The 17,829-nt window shown below is 30.9% G+C and carries 13 protein-coding genes; 6 read left to right on the plus strand and 7 right to left on the minus strand.

All coding sequences use genetic code 11. The features are described from left to right. The first annotated feature begins 6 nt into the window (after positions 1–6). Genes CALAG_RS00620 through CALAG_RS00630 form a run of 3 tightly spaced genes read left to right on the plus strand, consistent with a single transcriptional unit; the run spans position 7 to position 2,195 of the window. Positions 7–1,185, plus strand: coding sequence for a thiolase domain-containing protein (locus CALAG_RS00620; protein ID WP_015231816.1), 1,179 nt, complete (start codon positions 7–9; stop codon positions 1,183–1,185). A 10-nt stretch (positions 1,186–1,195) separates the two neighbouring features. After that, positions 1,196–1,726, plus strand: a complete 531-nt coding sequence (locus CALAG_RS00625; RefSeq protein ID WP_015231817.1) for a Zn-ribbon domain-containing OB-fold protein — start codon at positions 1,196–1,198, stop codon at positions 1,724–1,726. Between the two features lie 10 nt (positions 1,727–1,736). Then, the gene (locus tag CALAG_RS00630) at positions 1,737–2,195 is read left to right on the plus strand and encodes a Zn-ribbon domain-containing OB-fold protein (RefSeq protein ID WP_015231818.1); all 459 of its coding nucleotides are present in this window, start codon (positions 1,737–1,739) and stop codon (positions 2,193–2,195) included. A gap of 91 nt (positions 2,196–2,286) precedes the next feature. Here CALAG_RS00630 and CALAG_RS00635 read toward each other — a convergent pair whose 3' ends face one another. The 3 genes from CALAG_RS00635 to CALAG_RS00645 form a co-directional block, all read right to left on the minus strand. Next, a complete protein-coding gene (locus CALAG_RS00635) occupies positions 2,287–3,936 on the minus strand; it encodes a long-chain-fatty-acid--CoA ligase (RefSeq protein ID WP_015231819.1) in 1,650 nt (549 codons plus the stop codon). A gap of 65 nt (positions 3,937–4,001) precedes the next feature. Continuing rightward, the gene (locus CALAG_RS00640; RefSeq protein WP_015231820.1) at positions 4,002–5,957 is read right to left on the minus strand and encodes a 3-hydroxyacyl-CoA dehydrogenase/enoyl-CoA hydratase family protein; all 1,956 of its coding nucleotides are present in this window, start codon (positions 5,955–5,957) and stop codon (positions 4,002–4,004) included. Between the two features lie 52 nt (positions 5,958–6,009). Continuing rightward, a complete protein-coding gene (locus tag CALAG_RS00645) occupies positions 6,010–7,161 on the minus strand; it encodes an acyl-CoA dehydrogenase family protein (RefSeq protein ID WP_015231821.1) in 1,152 nt (383 codons plus the stop codon). A gap of 138 nt (positions 7,162–7,299) precedes the next feature. On the opposite strand from CALAG_RS00645, the gene CALAG_RS00650 reads away from it, so the two are divergent. Then, positions 7,300–8,973 carry a class I adenylate-forming enzyme family protein gene (locus tag CALAG_RS00650; RefSeq protein WP_015231822.1) on the plus strand — a complete coding sequence of 558 codons (1,674 nt, stop codon included), beginning with the start codon at positions 7,300–7,302 and terminating at the stop codon, positions 8,971–8,973. Between the two features lie 231 nt (positions 8,974–9,204). On the opposite strand, the gene CALAG_RS00655 is transcribed toward CALAG_RS00650, so the two are convergent. From CALAG_RS00655 to CALAG_RS00670, 4 genes are all read right to left on the minus strand, one after another. Continuing rightward, positions 9,205–10,026, minus strand: coding sequence for a queuosine precursor transporter (locus CALAG_RS00655; RefSeq protein ID WP_015231823.1), 822 nt, complete (start codon positions 10,024–10,026; stop codon positions 9,205–9,207). Positions 10,027–11,056: 1,030 nt separating this feature from the next. Further along, entirely contained in the window at positions 11,057–11,644 is a 588-nt protein-coding gene (locus CALAG_RS00660; protein WP_015231824.1) for a pyroglutamyl-peptidase I, read from the minus strand. Further along, complete coding sequence (locus CALAG_RS00665; RefSeq protein WP_015231825.1) at positions 11,641–14,394, minus strand: ABC transporter substrate-binding protein; 2,754 nt, start codon at positions 14,392–14,394, stop codon at positions 11,641–11,643. The genes CALAG_RS00660 and CALAG_RS00665 overlap by 4 nt, the downstream gene beginning before the upstream one ends. A gap of 816 nt (positions 14,395–15,210) precedes the next feature. Continuing rightward, positions 15,211–16,239 (minus strand): aldo/keto reductase, encoded by a 1,029-nt coding sequence (locus CALAG_RS00670; RefSeq protein ID WP_015231826.1) that lies wholly within the window; start codon positions 16,237–16,239, stop codon positions 15,211–15,213. A gap of 267 nt (positions 16,240–16,506) precedes the next feature. Between CALAG_RS00670 and CALAG_RS00675 the strand changes: the two genes are divergently transcribed. Next, positions 16,507–17,412, plus strand: a complete 906-nt coding sequence (locus CALAG_RS00675) for an alpha/beta hydrolase (RefSeq protein ID WP_048816640.1) — start codon at positions 16,507–16,509, stop codon at positions 17,410–17,412. A gap of 75 nt (positions 17,413–17,487) precedes the next feature. Beyond that, positions 17,488–17,772, plus strand: coding sequence for an AMP-binding enzyme (locus CALAG_RS00680; protein ID WP_281086583.1), 285 nt, complete (start codon positions 17,488–17,490; stop codon positions 17,770–17,772). The last annotated feature ends 57 nt before the right edge of the window (positions 17,773–17,829 follow it).

The following is a 17,829-nucleotide window of genomic DNA, read 5'->3' on the forward strand; positions in this document are numbered from 1 at the left end:
ATTTGCATGAGATCGAATATATTCATGAAGGATAGGGTAGCAATTGTAAGTGCTGGATTAACAAAATTTATGAGAAGAGCTCAAGAAACTCCGAGAGAATTAGCTTGGGAAGCAGCAAAAATGGCCTTAGATTCTGCTGGATTAACATTAAAGGATATAGATTGTGTTGTAATAGGATCTGCCCCTGATACATTTGATGGTATGCACTTTAAAGGAGAATATTTAGCTGATGGCTCTGGTGCAATAAATAAACCAATGACTAGAGTTTATGTTGGTGGAGGAACAGGAGTTTTTGTTCCAGAAGCAGCTTATTGGCATATTGCTAGCGGTTTATGCAAAAAAGTATTAGTTGTTGCAGAAGAAAAAATGAGTCCGGCCCATCCACATCCACAATATGTTTTCAAATATATTTGGGATCCAATATTAGAAAGACCATTAGGACCTAATTTAATTTGGATATTTGCTATGGAAATGAGAAGATATATGGCAAAATGTGGTGCTAAGAAAGAAGATATTGCATTAGTTAGTGTTAAAAATAAAAGAAATGCATTAGATCATCCTGCAGCTTTAACTGCAGCAAACATAACTGTTGATGATGTGTTGAAGAGTGAAACGTTGGTTTGGCCTGTTAATTTGTTGGATGTTTCCCCAGTTACTGATGGAGCAGCTGCATTAGTTATGACTTCAGAAAATGTTGCTAGAGAAATTACAGATACCCCAGTATGGGTTGAAGGGGTTGGATTTACTTTAGAAAATCAACATTGGTATAATAGGGAATTAGCATTTCCAAGATATTTAAATTATGCAGCAAGAATGGCATATAAAATGGCAGGTATTGAAAGACCATGGAAGGAAATAGATGTTGCCGAGCCTTATGATCCGTTTGATTACAAAGAATTGCACCATATAGAAGGTTTAATGTTAGCGAGGCCTTGTGAAGCATATAAGTTAGTAAGAGAGGGGTATTTTGATAGGGATGGAGAATTACCTACAAGTCCTAGCGGAGGATTATTAGGTGTTGGAAATCCAATAGCTGCTGCTGGAACTATGAAGGTTGCAGAACTTTTCTGGCAATTAAGGTATGAAGCTGGAAAAAGACAAGTAAAGAAACCTGTTCACAAAGCGGTTGCAAATGCATGGGGTGATTTAATGCAGGCTGGAACTGTTATTGTTTTAAGTAATTAGGGGTGATCTCATGAGCACAAAGATAAATAAATTACCTGGTATAAAATTAAAAGAAAATGAAATGTATTCTTTAATTGGCTTAGTTGAAGATATGCCAAAAGCTAAATATGACTTTGCTGCTGGTACAACAATATCAACATTTTTACATGGACTAAAAGAAGGTAAAATATTGGGAAGAAAATGCCCTAAATGCGGAAGAATTTATGTACCTCCAAGATCCTATTGCGAATGGTGTCATGTTGCAACAAATGAATGGATTGAGGTACCTCAAACAGGAGAAATCCATACTGCTGTTATAACATATATATCAACTAAAAGAGAAAAAATTGAAAAGCCAGAGGTTGTTGGAACAATAAAGCTTGATGTACCTGGATATAGAGAAGGAGAATATGAGTTTGCAGGGCTATTCCACAAAATATGCATTGATCCTCAAGATGTAATAAGTGGAAAAGCCATTGGAATGAAAGTTAAGGTAAAATGGAAGCCAAAGGAAGAAAGGACTGGAAGTATATTAGATATTGAATGTTTTGAGCCTTTATGAGGTGAGAAGTATGAGTTATGATAAAAAAGGAAGGTTAGATGATTTAGTTATATTCCCCGGTGAGCAAGAAGTAGAAAAATACGTATATACCCCAGGAATTCATGGCTATGATTTCGCAAAGGGACTTAAGGAAGGCAAAATATTGGGTATGAAATGCAAAGATGGAAAAATATATGTTCCGCCAAAAACATTTTGCCCTGATTTCACTCAAGGAGAAATAATAGAAATAAAAGACGAATGGATTTTGGTTTCATATACAATAGTATATCAAGACATGTATAGAAATAAATTGGATAATCCTAAAGTTATTGGGGTAATTAAGCCTAAAAATGCTGAGAGCGGATTAATTCACTTACTTAATATACCTTTGGATAAATTAGATATAGGTATAAAGGTGAAACCAGTATTTAGACCAGAAAATGAGAGAAAAGGAATAATAAATGATATAATGTATTTTGAATTAGCATAATTATTTTTTAAATTATTTTTATTTTTAAATTTATAAATAAGAGAATAAATTAGAAAATTTTATACATAATTTTGCATAAAAATCAATATATTTATTTAGATAAAGCATCTTTATATAAGTTTCTAATTGTTTTCTTATCAAATTTTCCGGTTGAAGATTTTGGTATTTCATTAACAAAAAATATTTTATCAGGTATCTGCCATTTAGCAAACCTCTTTGATAAATGATCTTTTAATAAATTTTCTAGTTCTTTAAAATCTTTATTTTTGTATTCTTCCCTAAGAACAACTAATGCTATTGGCCTCTCTTCCCATTTAGGATGTGGAACTCCTACAACAGAAGCCTCTAAAACTGCAGGATGTGCCATTAAGTAGTTTTCTAAATCAATACTAGAGATCCATTCTCCTCCACTTTTTATTAAATCTTTTATACGATCTACAATTTTTACATAACCATTAGGATCTATTGTAGCAGCATCGCCAGATTTCCACCAATTATCAATGAACTGTTCTTTAGATCTCTCATCATTATAATATTGTTTAGCAACCCAAGGACCTTTAATTAAAAGCTCTCCTATACTTTTTCCATCCCACGGTAACTCATTGCCAGCTGGGTCAGTTATCTTAACTTCAACTCCAAATACCGGAAGACCTTGTTTTCTTGCATTTTCTATTTGTTCTTCTTCCTTTAATAACTTAATCTTTTTCTTTGGTAAATTAGCTGTAACCAAAGGGGTTGTTTCTGTTGCTCCATAAGCATGTGTAATATTAATTCCGAATTCCTTTAATTGAAGCATTAATGCTAATGGGGGCTCTGTTGCTCCAGAAACAAATCTTAAATTATTAAACTTAGGTTTAGGATCAAACTTTCTAAGTACTTCAAGCAAGGGAATTAATATTGCAGGTGCGCCAGCGGCAACGCTTACCTCTTCTTTTAATAAAATGTTTGCTAAGCTTTCTGGCGTATATCTTCCAGGAAAAACTAGCTTAGCTCCCATCATTGTTGCTGCAATATGCGCTCCCCATCCATTTGCATGAAATAGAGGGACAATTGCTGCAAAAGTATCATCAGGTTTTATATTCATTACAGTATTTATTGACCATCCATGTAAAATTAAACTTCTATGAGAATAATATACTCCCTTTGGTTTTCCAGTTGTTCCTGATGTATAACAAGCTGTTGCAGCAGATTTTTCATCAATCTCTTCATAATTTTTCTTTGGAGAAAAACTTTTTATTAAATCTTCATAATTGTATAATTTTCCCTTTATATCTACATCAACTTTTGATGGATCATCGCTCATTAATATTGAGAACTCTAGTTTATTGTTTTTTATAAGTGGTTTAGCTATATCAGCAAGAGATTCATCGAACAAGAGCGCTTTTGCTTCTGAATGTTTTAATATATAATCAAGATCATTTAAATGAAGCCTTTGGTTTAATTGTAACATAACAGCCCCTAAACCAGTTATTGAAAAATAAGATTCAAAATATCTGTGATCGTTCCATCCAAGAACTGCTATTCTATCGCCAGCTTTTATACCAAGAGATTCTAATGCATTAGAAATTCTTTTTATTCTATCATATACCTCTTTATAGCTAAGATTATGAATTTTCCCTCCTTGTAAATTTCTATATGAAACAATTTCTGTATCGTAATGAACTTTTGCTGCATAATCCATAATTTTCCACAAATTAAGCTGATAATCATCATTCATAGTTGAAGGAAATCCCTTTATCATATATACCACCATTATACCACTTATATTGTATTCAAAAAAGTATAAAAATCTTCGCTAGATCCCTATTATTCTCCTTTATAAACAGGCTTCCTTTTTTCTATAAATGCATTCATACCTTCTTTGAAATCTTCGCTATCAGCTAAAATTACAAGTTCATTTAGTGAATTCTTTAATGAGTTAACAAAAATAGTTTTAGAATTATTTAATGCATTTTTGACAGCCTTTAATGATAATGGTGAGATCTTTGATATTTTATTTGTAACTTCAAAAACTGCAATATCTAATTGATCTTCAGGAACTATTATGTCTACAATACCAATTTCTTTCGCTTCTTCAGCTCCTAACCAATCACCAGTTAAAGCATATCTTGAAATCCTTCTACTTGTTAAATATGTTCCCATTGGAGATGCTATTGGTGGAAATGCTGCAATTAAGACCTCAGGTATTGAAAATATTGAATTTTCTGCTGATATAACAATATCAGCCAAAAGAGTTAATTCCATCCCCCCTCCAAAGGCATAACCTTTGATTGCTGCAATTAATGGTTTTGTATAATTTAACATTTTGTTTATTAAGGGCCAAGCCAATTCATCAAGCCATTTTTTAGCTATTGAAGAATTTTTCCAATTCTTCATCATTTCTATATCATCCCCTGAGCAAAAAGAGTTTCCTTCACCAGTTAAGACAACAGATTTAACACTTTTATCATCTTCAGCCTTTTCTAGAAAAATTCTAATGTTTCTCCATACATCTTCATTTAGTGCATTTAGCTTATTAGGTCTCCTAATTGTTATAACTGCATGATCTTCTATTTTTTCATATGATACAGGTCCTAAATCTTCTCTTAAATAGATATATTCAAAGAATCCTTTACCATTTTTTGTTCCTAGATTTGTTGATGAAATTTGTTTAAGATATGGGTCAATTAAATAAAATTCAAAACCTGTTTTATTGTATCTATCTTCTAAGATTTTTATTATGTTATCAATTCCATAATGATCTGCAAAATAAAGTGGACCATGGGGCCAATTCATTCCTAAAGTCATTGCTTTTTCTATGTCTTCCTTAGTTGCTATATCATTTCTTATTAAATAAGCAGCTTCATTTGCTGCAACTGCAATAATTCTTCCAGGGTTTAATTTAAACATGGAATCCTTAGGTATTAAGTTATGTTTTTTAAATAATTTATTAGGATATTCATAAAATCCTGAACCAGTTTTAACTCCAAATTTTCCATTTTTAATTAATTCATTTAGCGTCTTTGGTATGAATATTTTCTCCCCTCTTTTTATCATTTCATTAATTGCATTGTATAAGGTATCAATACCAACGAAATCTGATAATTCCATAAATCCCATCGGGAAATTAAGTCTAAACCTTGTCATAGTATCGATGTCTTCTTTTGTAAATCCCTCTTCATACATTATTATTGATTCAAGAAATGTTTTCATATTAATCCTATTTATTAAAAATCCTGGAACATCTTTTTTCACTAAAACATAATCTTTTTTAATTGATTTTACGTATTCAATTACTTTATTTAGTGTTTCTTGAGAAGTTTCATTACCTAAAATGATTTCAACTAATGGCATGAGCACTGGGGGATTCATAAAATGTATTCCAATGAATTTATCCATCCTATTTGTTGAATTTGCCAAATCATTAATAGGAATTGTTGATGTATTAGTCCCTATTATCGTTTCACTTTTTAAGTATTTTTCTACTTCATTTAACACCTTTACTTTTATTTCAAATTTTTCAGGAACAGCCTCAATAACGAGATCTACATCTTTCAAATCTTTATATTCAGTTGATACCTTAATTTTATTTAAAACTTCTTCAACCTTGTTTTTATCCATTAGCTTTAATAGACTATTTCTAATGTTTTTAATTGCATTATCTAATATTTCCTGAGATACATCTATCATAACAACATCATATCCATATAATGCTGAGACCTCTGCAATACCATGCCCCATTGTCCCAGAACCTAAAATTCCAATTCTTTCTATTTTAGGCAAACTTTTCACCTATTAAAAAATTGGATAATGCTATATAAAAATGTTTAAATGATTATTTTCTTACAGAAGTTATTTTACCAGCTAAAGATCTAGATATAACGAGCTTTTGGATTTCATTAGTTCCATCTCCAATTTCAATTCCCTTAATATCTCTATAATATCTTTCTACATTGCTTTCTTTGCTATAACCAAAACCTCCTTCAACTTGCATTGCTAATCTAACTACATCAACACCCCATTTAGCAGTTGCATATTTTGCAATAGAAGACCACATTGGGTAATCAATTTCATTATTATCAATCTTTTGTGCTGCATTATAAATTAACAATCTAGATGCTTCCAATTTAACTTTCATATCTGCAATCATGCTTTGAACCATTTCATGTTCAATAATTGGTTTTCCCATAGTTTCCCTTATCTTAGCATAATTTAGAGATTCATCAAATGCAGCCTGCATTATACCTAAACCAATGGCAGCAGTTACTACTCTCCCTTCATTTATTCCATCAATAATTATCTTAAATCCATTATTTACTTCACCAACAATGTTTTCTTTTGGGACTCTGCAATCTTTAAATAGCAATTCACTTGTTCCTGAACCACGAACTCCCATCATATCTAGTTTGCTTTTCTCAATGCAATCCTTATTATCAACAACAAATATTGTTATCCCTTTATGTCTATCCTCTTGCTTACCTGTTCTAGCAGCAACCAAAAAGAAATCTGCATATGTAGAGTTTGTAATCCATGTTTTCCTTCCATTTATAACATAATCATTACCATCAATTTCTGCCTTTGTAGTTATATTAGCTGCATCACTTCCACAACATGGCTCACTTAATGCAAACGCGCCAATTTTCCCTTTGCTTAATCTTCCTAAGTATTCTTCTTTTAATTCTTCGCTTGCATAATGAACTAAAGGATATGCTACCATTGTACCAGAAATACCAGAAATAACTGCAACAGCGCCAGAGGCTCTTGCTAGTTCTTCAACAACTATTGCTGATTCAAGAGTTGACAAATTAGGCCCACCATATTTATCAGGAACCCTTAATGCAAAATAACCCATGTTTGCTACTTGATTCAAAATATCTTCACTAATAAAGTTTTCAGCATCAATTTTTTTAGCAACTGGCATCAATACTTTTTCAGAAAATTCCCTAACTGAACTTCTTAAAAGATCTATATCAGATTTTGTTTCCATGTTTATACACCAAAAAATAAGGAAATTAAGTGGTTAATATATTTTTATAAATAAATTAAAAATTATAATAAAATAGGATAATATTATGTATACTAATATTTATTAAATCCAATATACTATTTATACATTGGTGGGAAAATGGTTGTTATACATAGCAAAGATGTAATAAATAAATATGTTAGTGAAGGTTGGTGGGATAACATAACATTAATTGAAAGATTTAAAAGAAATGTATTAAAGAATCCTAGGAGGTTAGCAATTATTGATCCAGCAAATAAAAAAGATTTAGCAGATTTAAATCCGGAAAGAATCACATATGAAGAATTGTATGAAAGAGTATTGAGAGGAGCATCATTTTTACTAGATAAAGGAATATTTAAAGACAAAATAGTTTTAGTTCAATTTCCCAACACTATTGAACTTGTTATAGCTTATTTATCCTCATGGCTTGCATCATCTATTATTTCACCCATACCTCTTCAGTGGAGATCCCATGAAATAAGACATGTGTGTAACACGATTAGACCTGATATTTACATGCTAATAGATAAATATAAGGAGACAGATTATATTTCAATGGCTAAGGATTTAGCAAACAATGAATGTCTAGGTATTAAAAATATAATAACATTAAAAGAATGGCATGATATAACTATTAATTATAAGATAAGAGAAGATGTAAATGAAAATTATTTAAATGGGAATGATATAGCAACTATTGCATGGACTTCTGGAACAGAAGCGGATCCAAAGGCAGCACCTTTAACACATAACAACTGGGGTTTTTTAAGATTTTTATATGATGGTGAAAAATATCAAGGCGGAATATTAAACGATGGTGAAGTAATAGCAGTTTCCTCTCCATTAATTAATATGGCAGCGATAGGCGTTGGATTAATACCCTGGATAATTGTTTCTGGAACATTGGTATTGCATCATCCTTTCGATCCAGAATTATTTTATAAACAATTAATAAATGAAGGTGTTACATTCACTCTAATGGTACCAGCAGTTGTAGTTTCTTTGCTAAAACAAGGGTTAATAAACGAAAAATTGAAGTTAAAATACTTAGCAGTAGGAGCTGCTCCACCACCACCTTGGACATTTATAGAATTAAATAACAAAGGGATACAACCAATAAATATATGGGGGCAAAATGAAGGCACAGGTCTTTTTTCTACAAATGAAAATATTGAGGATCTTGAAAAAAGAGCAAGAGCATTTCCATGGCCTCATAGAAACCTTAAATGGAAACAAATTTTTTATAATGCTATTGAAACAAAAATTGTAGATCCAGCGGGAAATGAAATAAATGAACCAGGTCAAGTTGGAGAACTGTGCTATAAGAGTCCTTTTACAATGGCAGGATACTATAATCAACCCCAATTTACTAAAAGATCTTTTGATGAAAATGGATTTTTCTGCACAGGAGATTATTTTCAGGTAGTTGATGAAAAAACTATAGCATTCTTTGATAGGAAAAAAGATATAGTAAACAGAGGTGGATTTAAAATACCAACAGCTGAAGTTGAAGATTTACTTAAAAAGCATCCTAAGATATTAGATGCAGCAGTTGTTGGATGGCCCGATCAAAGACTTGGAGAAGTAGTTGCTGCATTTGTTGTAGTTAAACAAGGTGAAACGATTAGTTTAGATGAGATAAAAAAGTTCATGGATGAGCAACAAGTTGCCAAATATAAATGGCCTGAAAGATTATTAATTGTTGAACAAATACCAAGAAACCCAGTTGGAAAAGTAATGAAAAATGTTTTAAGAGAAAAAGTTAAAGAATTAGCAAAATCAAATCCATAATTTGAAATTTTATTAAAAATATATACTTCTTTCTATCATCATTTGATTTTTGTATTTTAAAAATGAGCATCCTAAATATTCATGTCTTAACCATATATCTTATAGGTAAGCCTTTTGAGAAGGAGCAATTATAAAAAGAGTATTTAGATGTTTTATTTTCTTAAGTTCCTGTTATATTAATTAAATTTAAATGGATAAGTTTTATTTTTTAGTAATTTAAATAATTTCTTATTAGAATTCTCTCTTAACATCTTTAATTAATATTCTATACAAAATATACCATGGTCCATTAAATATTGCAAGAATTACTTTCATAAGTGCTCCCATCCAAATCATATTTAATACCACATTTGCTGGTAATGTGCCTAAGAATGCAATGGGATAAAAAACAACGCTATCAATTATCATAGTAGATATATCTGATGTAAATACTCTTGTTAATACAAGATAAACAATCTTTCTATTTGATTTCCAGGCCTCTTCATCTTTATATGCTCTGGATTTAAGTTTAGCAAATATTGTTGCATTCCAAAGTTCATCTACTATGAAAGCAAGGTATGAGGCAAGCATAATTCTAGGTGCTGCAACCATGAATTGTAGCCAATATTTATTTGCGTTTTCTTCCCATGAAGGGACTGGTAACACAGCATCTGCCAAAATAAATGTGGCCATTAGTATATTTGCAATTAAGGCAACTGCTATAGTTGCATAAGCTCTTTTTCTACCATATACTTCATTTATCATATCATCAAGCTGGCTTACAAATGGAAAAATTAATGTACCACCTGAGACAACGAATGGAATTACTATATTATATATTGTAATCCTCGATGCTAAAATATTTGCTCCTACAGAATAAATAGAATATAAAACAATTAATGTAGGCAATCCATAGTTATTTCTATATTTCTTTACAATATAAGCACCAAATATAGTACTTATTGCATCGCCTATTATCCAAAATATCCAAGTTAATATCATTGTATTCATTGCTGCTCCCATTTCAATTATTGCCTCTTGAAAATTTGATGAATAGATATAAAAATTTAACATAAATAAATTTTCAATTTATTATTTATAAAATTAACATTTTATATGAACTTTTATATTTAGAATACATTTATGAATAGATATTATTATAGTTGAAAAATAGTAAAGAACTAACGGATTTTTTCTGGATTAGTGAAGAAAATTTAATTAAACTAATAAAAAGATTTAACATAATAACTAGATATGTGATAGCTTATTTTCTTAATACATAATGAAGATATGAGAATTAGCGTATTTATGAACTTATCGTATTGGTGGGATGATATAACATAAGAATTACAAATCCCATTAGGATCAAATATATTATATAAATGTTCAGGCATTAAAACTTTTACTTTTTTTAATGCAATATTGGTGCAATAAACTTCATATAAAAATTCAAATATATAATCTCGATTGTTGATGATATAAAAATTTAAGAGGAATATGAAGGGATAAATACAATAATAAGAGATATAAAAAAGAAAAAAAAGTGGAGTTCAGATTATTAGTTTATATAAAAAAAAAAAAGAAAAAAAAGAAAAGATGAAAAAGAAGTTAAGTTTTTTGCTTAGACAACTATCTGGTTAACAAAGAGTCATTTAACATGAAAGACTATTAAATTAAAGATAAAATCAATTGTAAGTTATATAGATTTGTTTTTAGTAGTAAGATTCTGGATCTATTATAAGAGCTATGGAAACATTATTTATAAAAGTTAATATAATGGATTCTCTTTTTCCAAAAAGTCAAGATGATAGAATGTATAAAAGTAAAGTGATTTAAAAGAATGACATGAAAAATTTTTAGTGGGAATAAATAAAAATTCCTGAATTGAAATTCCCCTTGGCTAGATGGGAATATATAAAATTTCGTAATAAGTATATAAGCTATTGTTTATTATATTTTACACGAGGAATATAAATCTAATATAGAGTAAATTTGATGTAATTAGGTATACTTAAGAATCTTCATATGGATGTGATATGTAACAATAATAAAAAGGATTGGTATCAATAAAATGGAATTGAAAGAAGTAATTAAAAAATTAAAATTAAATACTTTCCTCTATTATTAATTTAATTGCATCTATTAAAATATTTTCATCCATCGAGGGATAGTTGAATTTTTTCATAGCTATTACTTGTTTATGTGTAAGAGGTATATGTATGAAACCACCTTTTATACCTTTATTATATGCAAGTCTCATAATCTTGTAAAAAACTTCATTACATAGATATGTTCCAGCATGAAAAGAATAGTAAGCTGGTATCCCTTTAGACCAAAGCTTTTTCCTAATACTATCCACAGGTAAATTTGTGTATAATGCTTCTGGGCCATTTTCAATATTATCTTCGATTTCATTACCATCATTGAAATAATAGGAATTTATTGCAATTCTTTCTATTCTTATTCCAGTAGCACCTGGGGCTAAGCCCATTCCTAACAATAAATCAGGGTCTATTTTATAAAAATTATTCTCCAAAATTTTTATAGCTTCTTTATGAACAACAGGTAATTCTAAACCATAGATTTTATATTTTTCATTTTCATAATTATTTAGTTTTTTCGCAATTTCACCGCTTGGATTATAATTGAATTCTAAAAAAGGTTCAAATCCTGTTAGGAGTACCTTTTTCATCCCTTTATCCACCAGAAATACCATGAATCACCTGAACCGCTAAATGATGGATTTTCTTGATAGGTTATTTGATTATTATATGCATGCATATATGGCTTTATGACCCAATACTCATATGTATTTTCAGTGTAAACATAAAGATACAGGTTTATAGCTAATTGTTCCATTTGTTTATAATACATTTTTGCAGCTGTAACATTGTTTTCTAATGCAGCTTTATCTGCTAGTGTTATCAGATTGTTAAGCTCTAGATATTCATTAGATTCGTTTTCGAATAATTGTGCTAAATAGGTATTATTATGTGAAGCAAAATATTTACTTAAGTTCTCGAAATATTCTGAGGATATACCATCTGGAGATGGATATGCTCCAGATGCACCATAGATTGAATCAACTGCAAATGAAGTTACTGGATAACCAGAAATCCAACCAAGATAATATATTGGCATTGGATTTGCTCCCGGAATCATATCAGCTATTTCCGTTGAGAATGGTAAATATAAAGGCTGTGCATTAATATTTGGATCCATTTCATGCAATAATGACGCCCACATCTCTGCTGCTGTAAAATCAACAGTGTCTCCAGCAGTAACAATTATTGGGAAGTACACGGATATGTTATAAAATCCAGATTCTTCCATTAATTGCTTTGCATATGTTAAATTGAGTGTTGGACAACCAGTTAACTCTGATGGTGGTATATAATAAGGTAAGCCTGGTATGATAGCTCCGCAATAGGGTTCTGCAAAAGTGAAGTGATATTTTTTATTTCCCAAGATATCATTTATGTATTCAGTATAATTAAACGCATATGCAAATGCCTTTCTTACTAATGGATTTGCAAAGTAATAAGAAGGTATACTATATGATGGATTCATTTGCTTAAGCATGCTTTCGCTTATATTTGCATTAAATACAAAGAACATTTCTACGTTTGTTGGAAATTCATATAATAAAGCTTGTCCTTGAGATTCTAATGATTCTATTGATGGAATATAATTGCTAGGTAGTCCAACTACAATATCAGCTTGACCAGAGGCAAACATTTCATATGCAGTGTTTGGATCTTTAACCCAATATATTATAACAGTATCATTTGGCTTAGGTATGTTTGGTATATTTGTGGGCCAATATGGATTTGGTGATAAAACAACACTTTGTCCACTTGTATATGATTTAATCATGTAAGGCCCAGATGAAACCGGATTCCATTGAACTTGTGTATTATAATTACCTAAATTACATTCGCTTTCATATGAATAAAACCCTTCTGGAGTGAAATTAATTCCAGCACCAACTTGATTAAGCCATTTAGCATCTAATATTGCAGTTCCTCCTAATGTGTGAGCCAAAGCTGCAAAGAATAGTTGTGGAGCAACAGGTTCTATTAGATGAAATGTAACAGTATTTGTTTGATTGTCATAGGTTACTGCATTCATTATTTCATTAAAAGCTTGTTGCTCATTATTTGAAGTTACAACAGATGTATATGGGGTATAGTTTGGTATTAAATATTGTGTTATCAACCATCCTCCAGTTGATGGTACTCCACCAGCACAAAGCATACCTCTTATTACACTATACCATACATCATATGCTGTTAAATTATCACCATTACTAAACTTTAGATTTGGTCTTATCTTAAAGGTATAAACAGAGTAATTTGGTGCAATACCCCCATAAAGATTTCTTTGAGACCAATTACCAACAGTTGGTATATATTGGGCTGCCATTGGTAAGAAAGATGTTGTTGATGAACCATTAAATATAACTAATGTGGAAAATATGTTTGCAATTACCTCCCAACCAACAGTTTCCCAGTCTATATCTGGATCAAAGCTATATGGACCTCCTGGAACATTTTCTGCAACAATTATAGTACCTGGGTTAGGTACTTGCAGGTTTGATGAATATATTGCAAATGGTGAAGTAGATGATGATACTGCAACGCTTTGATATGTTGTATAGTTATATGTTTTCCCAGATGAAACGTTTTTAGTTATTATTGTTAATGATACAGCATATAATCCTGGTGAAGAATAAGTTACATTAACTGGGTTTTCTTCAGGTAATAATGTTGTTTGGTTTGCCATAACAGTCATAGTTTGACCATTACCAAAGTTCCATACATATTCATATATAGTCATGTTTTGACCAGATGGTGGTTGCAAAAATCCTCCTGATAAATAAACTGTTTCACCTGTTGAGAAAATTGGTGCTGTTGGATTTCTTGTTATGTTAAATGTAATTGTTGGAACTGTAACTAAATCTGATAGACTTGATGGTACATTTGGTGCTACTGTTATTTCAATCATGTTTGATTGAGAAGATCCTATTAATGAACCGCTTTGATATACATTATAATAAACTAAATAATGACCTGGATAATTATAGGTTACATTAACGTATTGTGATGTTGTGTTTATTATTTTCCCATTACCTGCATAGAATAATGCATATCTATTGCTTGATGGGGTAAATGATGATAATACAAAGTTAATTGGTGTTCCTGCTACTGATGCATATGTTGATGTTGCAACTGGTTTTAATGTTGAAAGCGTTGTTGTAGTTGTGGTTGATGTTGTGATTACTGGGGTACTAGTAGTTGTTGAGGTTGTTGTAGTTGTGGTTGTTATAGGCTTTTTAGTTGCATAATATGCTGCTACTCCTCCAACAATAATTACCACGATAATTACGATTATTATTCCATATAATGCGCCTTTAGACAAGGATCTATCTTTCCTACTCAATATTCTCCCACCCCACTAATTAATTTGTACTAAAAACACACTTATATAAATTAATGAGAGGTAAAAAACACATACAGAAACTAATTTGTTAATTTATCAATATTTCATTTTATATTATTATGTATTTATTTTTTAATTAATTAAAATATTGAAATTAAAGTTATCCCCTCTGGTATAATTCCCCACGAAAGGAAACCATACTTATCAATTGTAATCGAACCAACAGTATCATAGTCATTTTGTTCTGCTGCATTTATCCTTTCTAAAACAAAATTTTCAGCATTTGGATTACTTTTTAATTTGTTTAATAAATAAACAGAATTCTTTGAAATACCATGTGTTTTTAAAGATTTTTAGTTAAAATACCGTATAGTGCCCAATTAGCTAGAGTAGAATGTTTTCATTCTCTGTTTTATCATACTATTCATAAAGTGTTTTTGAAGCTCCAATCGTTTTTCCAATTTTTAAGATTCTCTCCTATTAATATTAACATCTCATAAACCTATTTTATCTAAATAGTGAATATATTTCTTATCTGCAGACCTAATAGAATTATGTCATCTTTGGTTGATTAAAATGTAAAACATTTTATAATGTTTAAAATATTGACTTGTTAAAAGAAGAACAGAACCTATTGTAATAACTGTTGATAAAAATATTTTTAAAGCATATTATGAACATTTTTTCAATAACAAACAAGATATCGTCAAAAATCCAGCATCTAAATACTACTACTAATAATTAGATATTAAAATTGACATTTGCATCAACACATAGGACTAGAACTATGGTTAAAAAGAAATTCTCTCGAGATCTTTACATAGGTGGCGGTATTGCATGCACAAACGGCTTCGGCTTATATGGTTTCTCAAGGTCATCTATTTCTTTGTCTGTCAACTTTATCATAATGGCTTCAACTAATTCCTCTAGATGCTCAACCTTACTTGTCCCAATAATTGGTATAACCCCTTTGTGCAATAGCCATGCTATAGCGATCTGCGAAGGCTTAACTCCCTTTTCTTGAGCCAGCTCTATCAGTCTTTTCATTATTTCATCGTTATCGGGAGGACCAACATAAATAGATTTAGCATAATAGTTACTATTAGACCATAATCTCTCCGGCGTTGACTCTTTATCTTCTGGAATAACTATTTTCCCACCTATGAAATACTTTCCAGTTAGGATACCTACAGCTGTTGGGCTATAAGCTAAATATGTTAGCCTATGCATCTTTGCAAATGGTAATACTTCTCTTTCATCCTCACGGTAGAGTAAGTTATACAGACTTTGGATGCTTACGGGTCTTTCCCATCCCTTAGCCATGGCTAAGTAGTAGACCATGGCCAATTGCCATCCAAAGACTGCAGATAAACCATAGTATCTGATAAACCCTTCACTAACAAGGTTATTAAAAGTAGAAAGAGTTTCCTCTATCGGCGTCTCATAGTCCCACCTATGCATCTGGTAAAGATCTATGTAATCAGTCTTAAGCCTTAAGAGGGAATCTTTTACTTGCTTCATTACATGTTTCCTCGAAAGCCCTCTATCATTAGGCTTATCGCTCATTGGAAAATACACTTTTGTTGCTATTACTGCATCATCCCTCCTACCAAACAAGAACTCGCCTAGGATCTTCTCAGAACTTCCCTTTGAGTACACGTTAGCTGTGTCGAAGAAATTTATGCCAAGATCCCATGCTTTTTCAAGTATTTTCAATGCCTGTTCTCTACCAACAATCCATCCACCTTTTCCATAGAGTTGGAGGCTTGGATCTCCGAAGGACATTGTACCAAGACATATCTTAGATACTTTAGTACCTGACCACCCAAGGTTTATGTATTCCATAGATATTCTCCGATATAAGATTTATTAAGGAAAATATTTAAGAATTGTGGAGAAGCCTAAAGTAGTATGAAAGAATGATTTTTGGTTAAGTTCAAAAAGTTACACATTAAATTTCATTAAATTTAACACGGTATCCCTTATCTGAATATCAGATATCAAAGTAGGTAATGATTATATCCCATGTTAAATTATATCTCATTGTTTCTTTATATAAATGTATATAAAATTTTTTATACATACTCGTTATATATTAATTTGGTAGAGATTATGCCCATAGATATAAATTTAGAGAAATGGCTTAGTCAGCTTCCTAAGGAAGTATTTACACCAAGAAACGTTGAAGAATTTAGAAAATATATGGATGAGGGATCAAATATAATAAAGCAGTTTGCTCCTAAAATAGAAATGAAGGAAATAAGAAATGAGTTCATAAATGGTAGAGAATCTAAAATACCTGTTCGCATTTATATTCCAAAAATTGTTGAAACACAAGGAATTCTAATTTATTTACATGGTGGAGGCTTTGTTTGGGGATCTTCCGATTCCTATGATCATGTATTGAGATATTTAGCAAATGAATGTAAATGCAAGGTAGCATCAATTGATTATAGATTAGCACCTGAACATAAGTTTCCAGCTGCAGTTATTGATTCATTTGATTCAGTTAAGTATTTTTATGAAAAAGAAAAGAGCGTTGCTATAGCAGGGGATAGCGCTGGTGGAAACTTATCAGCAGTTTCTAGTATATTAGCAAGGGATGAAGGAATTAAATTAAAGGCTTCAGTCTTGATATATCCTACCGTGGGTTATGATGCTACATCAAAATCGATGAGAGAATATTCTAACATATTTCTAACTAGAGAGGCTATGAACTTTTTTGGATTAATGTATTTAAAATCGCCTACTGATATCTATGATATAAGATTTTCACCAATATTAGCGGAATCCCATAAAAATTTACCACCTACATTAATTATAACAGCCGAATATGATCCTTTAAGAGATCAAGGAGAAACATATGCATCTATATTAAATAGATCTGGCGTTGAAACAATTCAAATAAGATTTGGAGGAGTTACGCATGGTTTCATCAACTTATTAGGAATTGTTCCATCGGCTGAAGTTACTTTACAAACAATTTCATCATTTATTAGATCTAAATTAAATAAATAATTTTCATTTTTAAATATTATCCTATGAGGTTGAACAAATTCTCCTATCAGATCCTGATGTTAAAGATGCTGCGTAATTCCCTTCAGACATGAATCTGGAGATGAAGAAGTCATGGCATATATAGTCCCAAATTCTGATAACGTAACTGCAGAGAGCATAATTGATTACTGTATAGAAAGGATGCCATCATTCTGGATTCCATCATATATTATATTTGTTCAAAGTCTACCTAAGACGCCACTAGGAAGAACAGAAAAGTATAAATTAAGAGTTAATGTACTGCCTCCTGGAACAAAGGATATGCATGATTACATCAAAAAAAGTTGCATAGTAAGAAAGGATTTAAAGAATAGGTTTTAAAATGAAAAAAGATTATATTTAGCGTGATAAACATGAAAAATATAAATGTAGAAAAGA

The sequence above is a fragment of the Caldisphaera lagunensis DSM 15908 genome, from assembly GCF_000317795.1.
Taxonomy (GTDB): Archaea; Thermoproteota; Thermoprotei_A; order Sulfolobales; family Acidilobaceae; genus Caldisphaera; species Caldisphaera lagunensis.

What these genes read in the sequence shown, in the direction of transcription:
- CALAG_RS00645 (WP_015231821.1), bottom strand. Translation starts at nt 7,161, where the DNA reads ATGGAAACAAAATCTGATATAGATCTTTTAAGAAGTTCAGTTAGGGAA.
- CALAG_RS00630 (WP_015231818.1), top strand. Translation starts at nt 1,737, where the DNA reads ATGAGTTATGATAAAAAAGGAAGGTTAGATGATTTAGTTATATTCCCC.
- CALAG_RS00670 (WP_015231826.1), bottom strand. Translation starts at nt 16,239, where the DNA reads ATGGAATACATAAACCTTGGGTGGTCAGGTACTAAAGTATCTAAGATA.
- CALAG_RS00625 (WP_015231817.1), top strand. Translation starts at nt 1,196, where the DNA reads ATGAGCACAAAGATAAATAAATTACCTGGTATAAAATTAAAAGAAAAT.
- CALAG_RS00675 (WP_048816640.1), top strand. Translation starts at nt 16,507, where the DNA reads ATGCCCATAGATATAAATTTAGAGAAATGGCTTAGTCAGCTTCCTAAG.
- CALAG_RS00660 (WP_015231824.1), bottom strand. Translation starts at nt 11,644, where the DNA reads ATGAAAAAGGTACTCCTAACAGGATTTGAACCTTTTTTAGAATTCAAT.
- CALAG_RS00655 (WP_015231823.1), bottom strand. Translation starts at nt 10,026, where the DNA reads ATGTTAAATTTTTATATCTATTCATCAAATTTTCAAGAGGCAATAATT.
- CALAG_RS00620 (WP_015231816.1), top strand. Translation starts at nt 7, where the DNA reads ATGAGATCGAATATATTCATGAAGGATAGGGTAGCAATTGTAAGTGCT.
- CALAG_RS00650 (WP_015231822.1), top strand. Translation starts at nt 7,300, where the DNA reads ATGGTTGTTATACATAGCAAAGATGTAATAAATAAATATGTTAGTGAA.
- CALAG_RS00635 (WP_015231819.1), bottom strand. Translation starts at nt 3,936, where the DNA reads ATGATAAAGGGATTTCCTTCAACTATGAATGATGATTATCAGCTTAAT.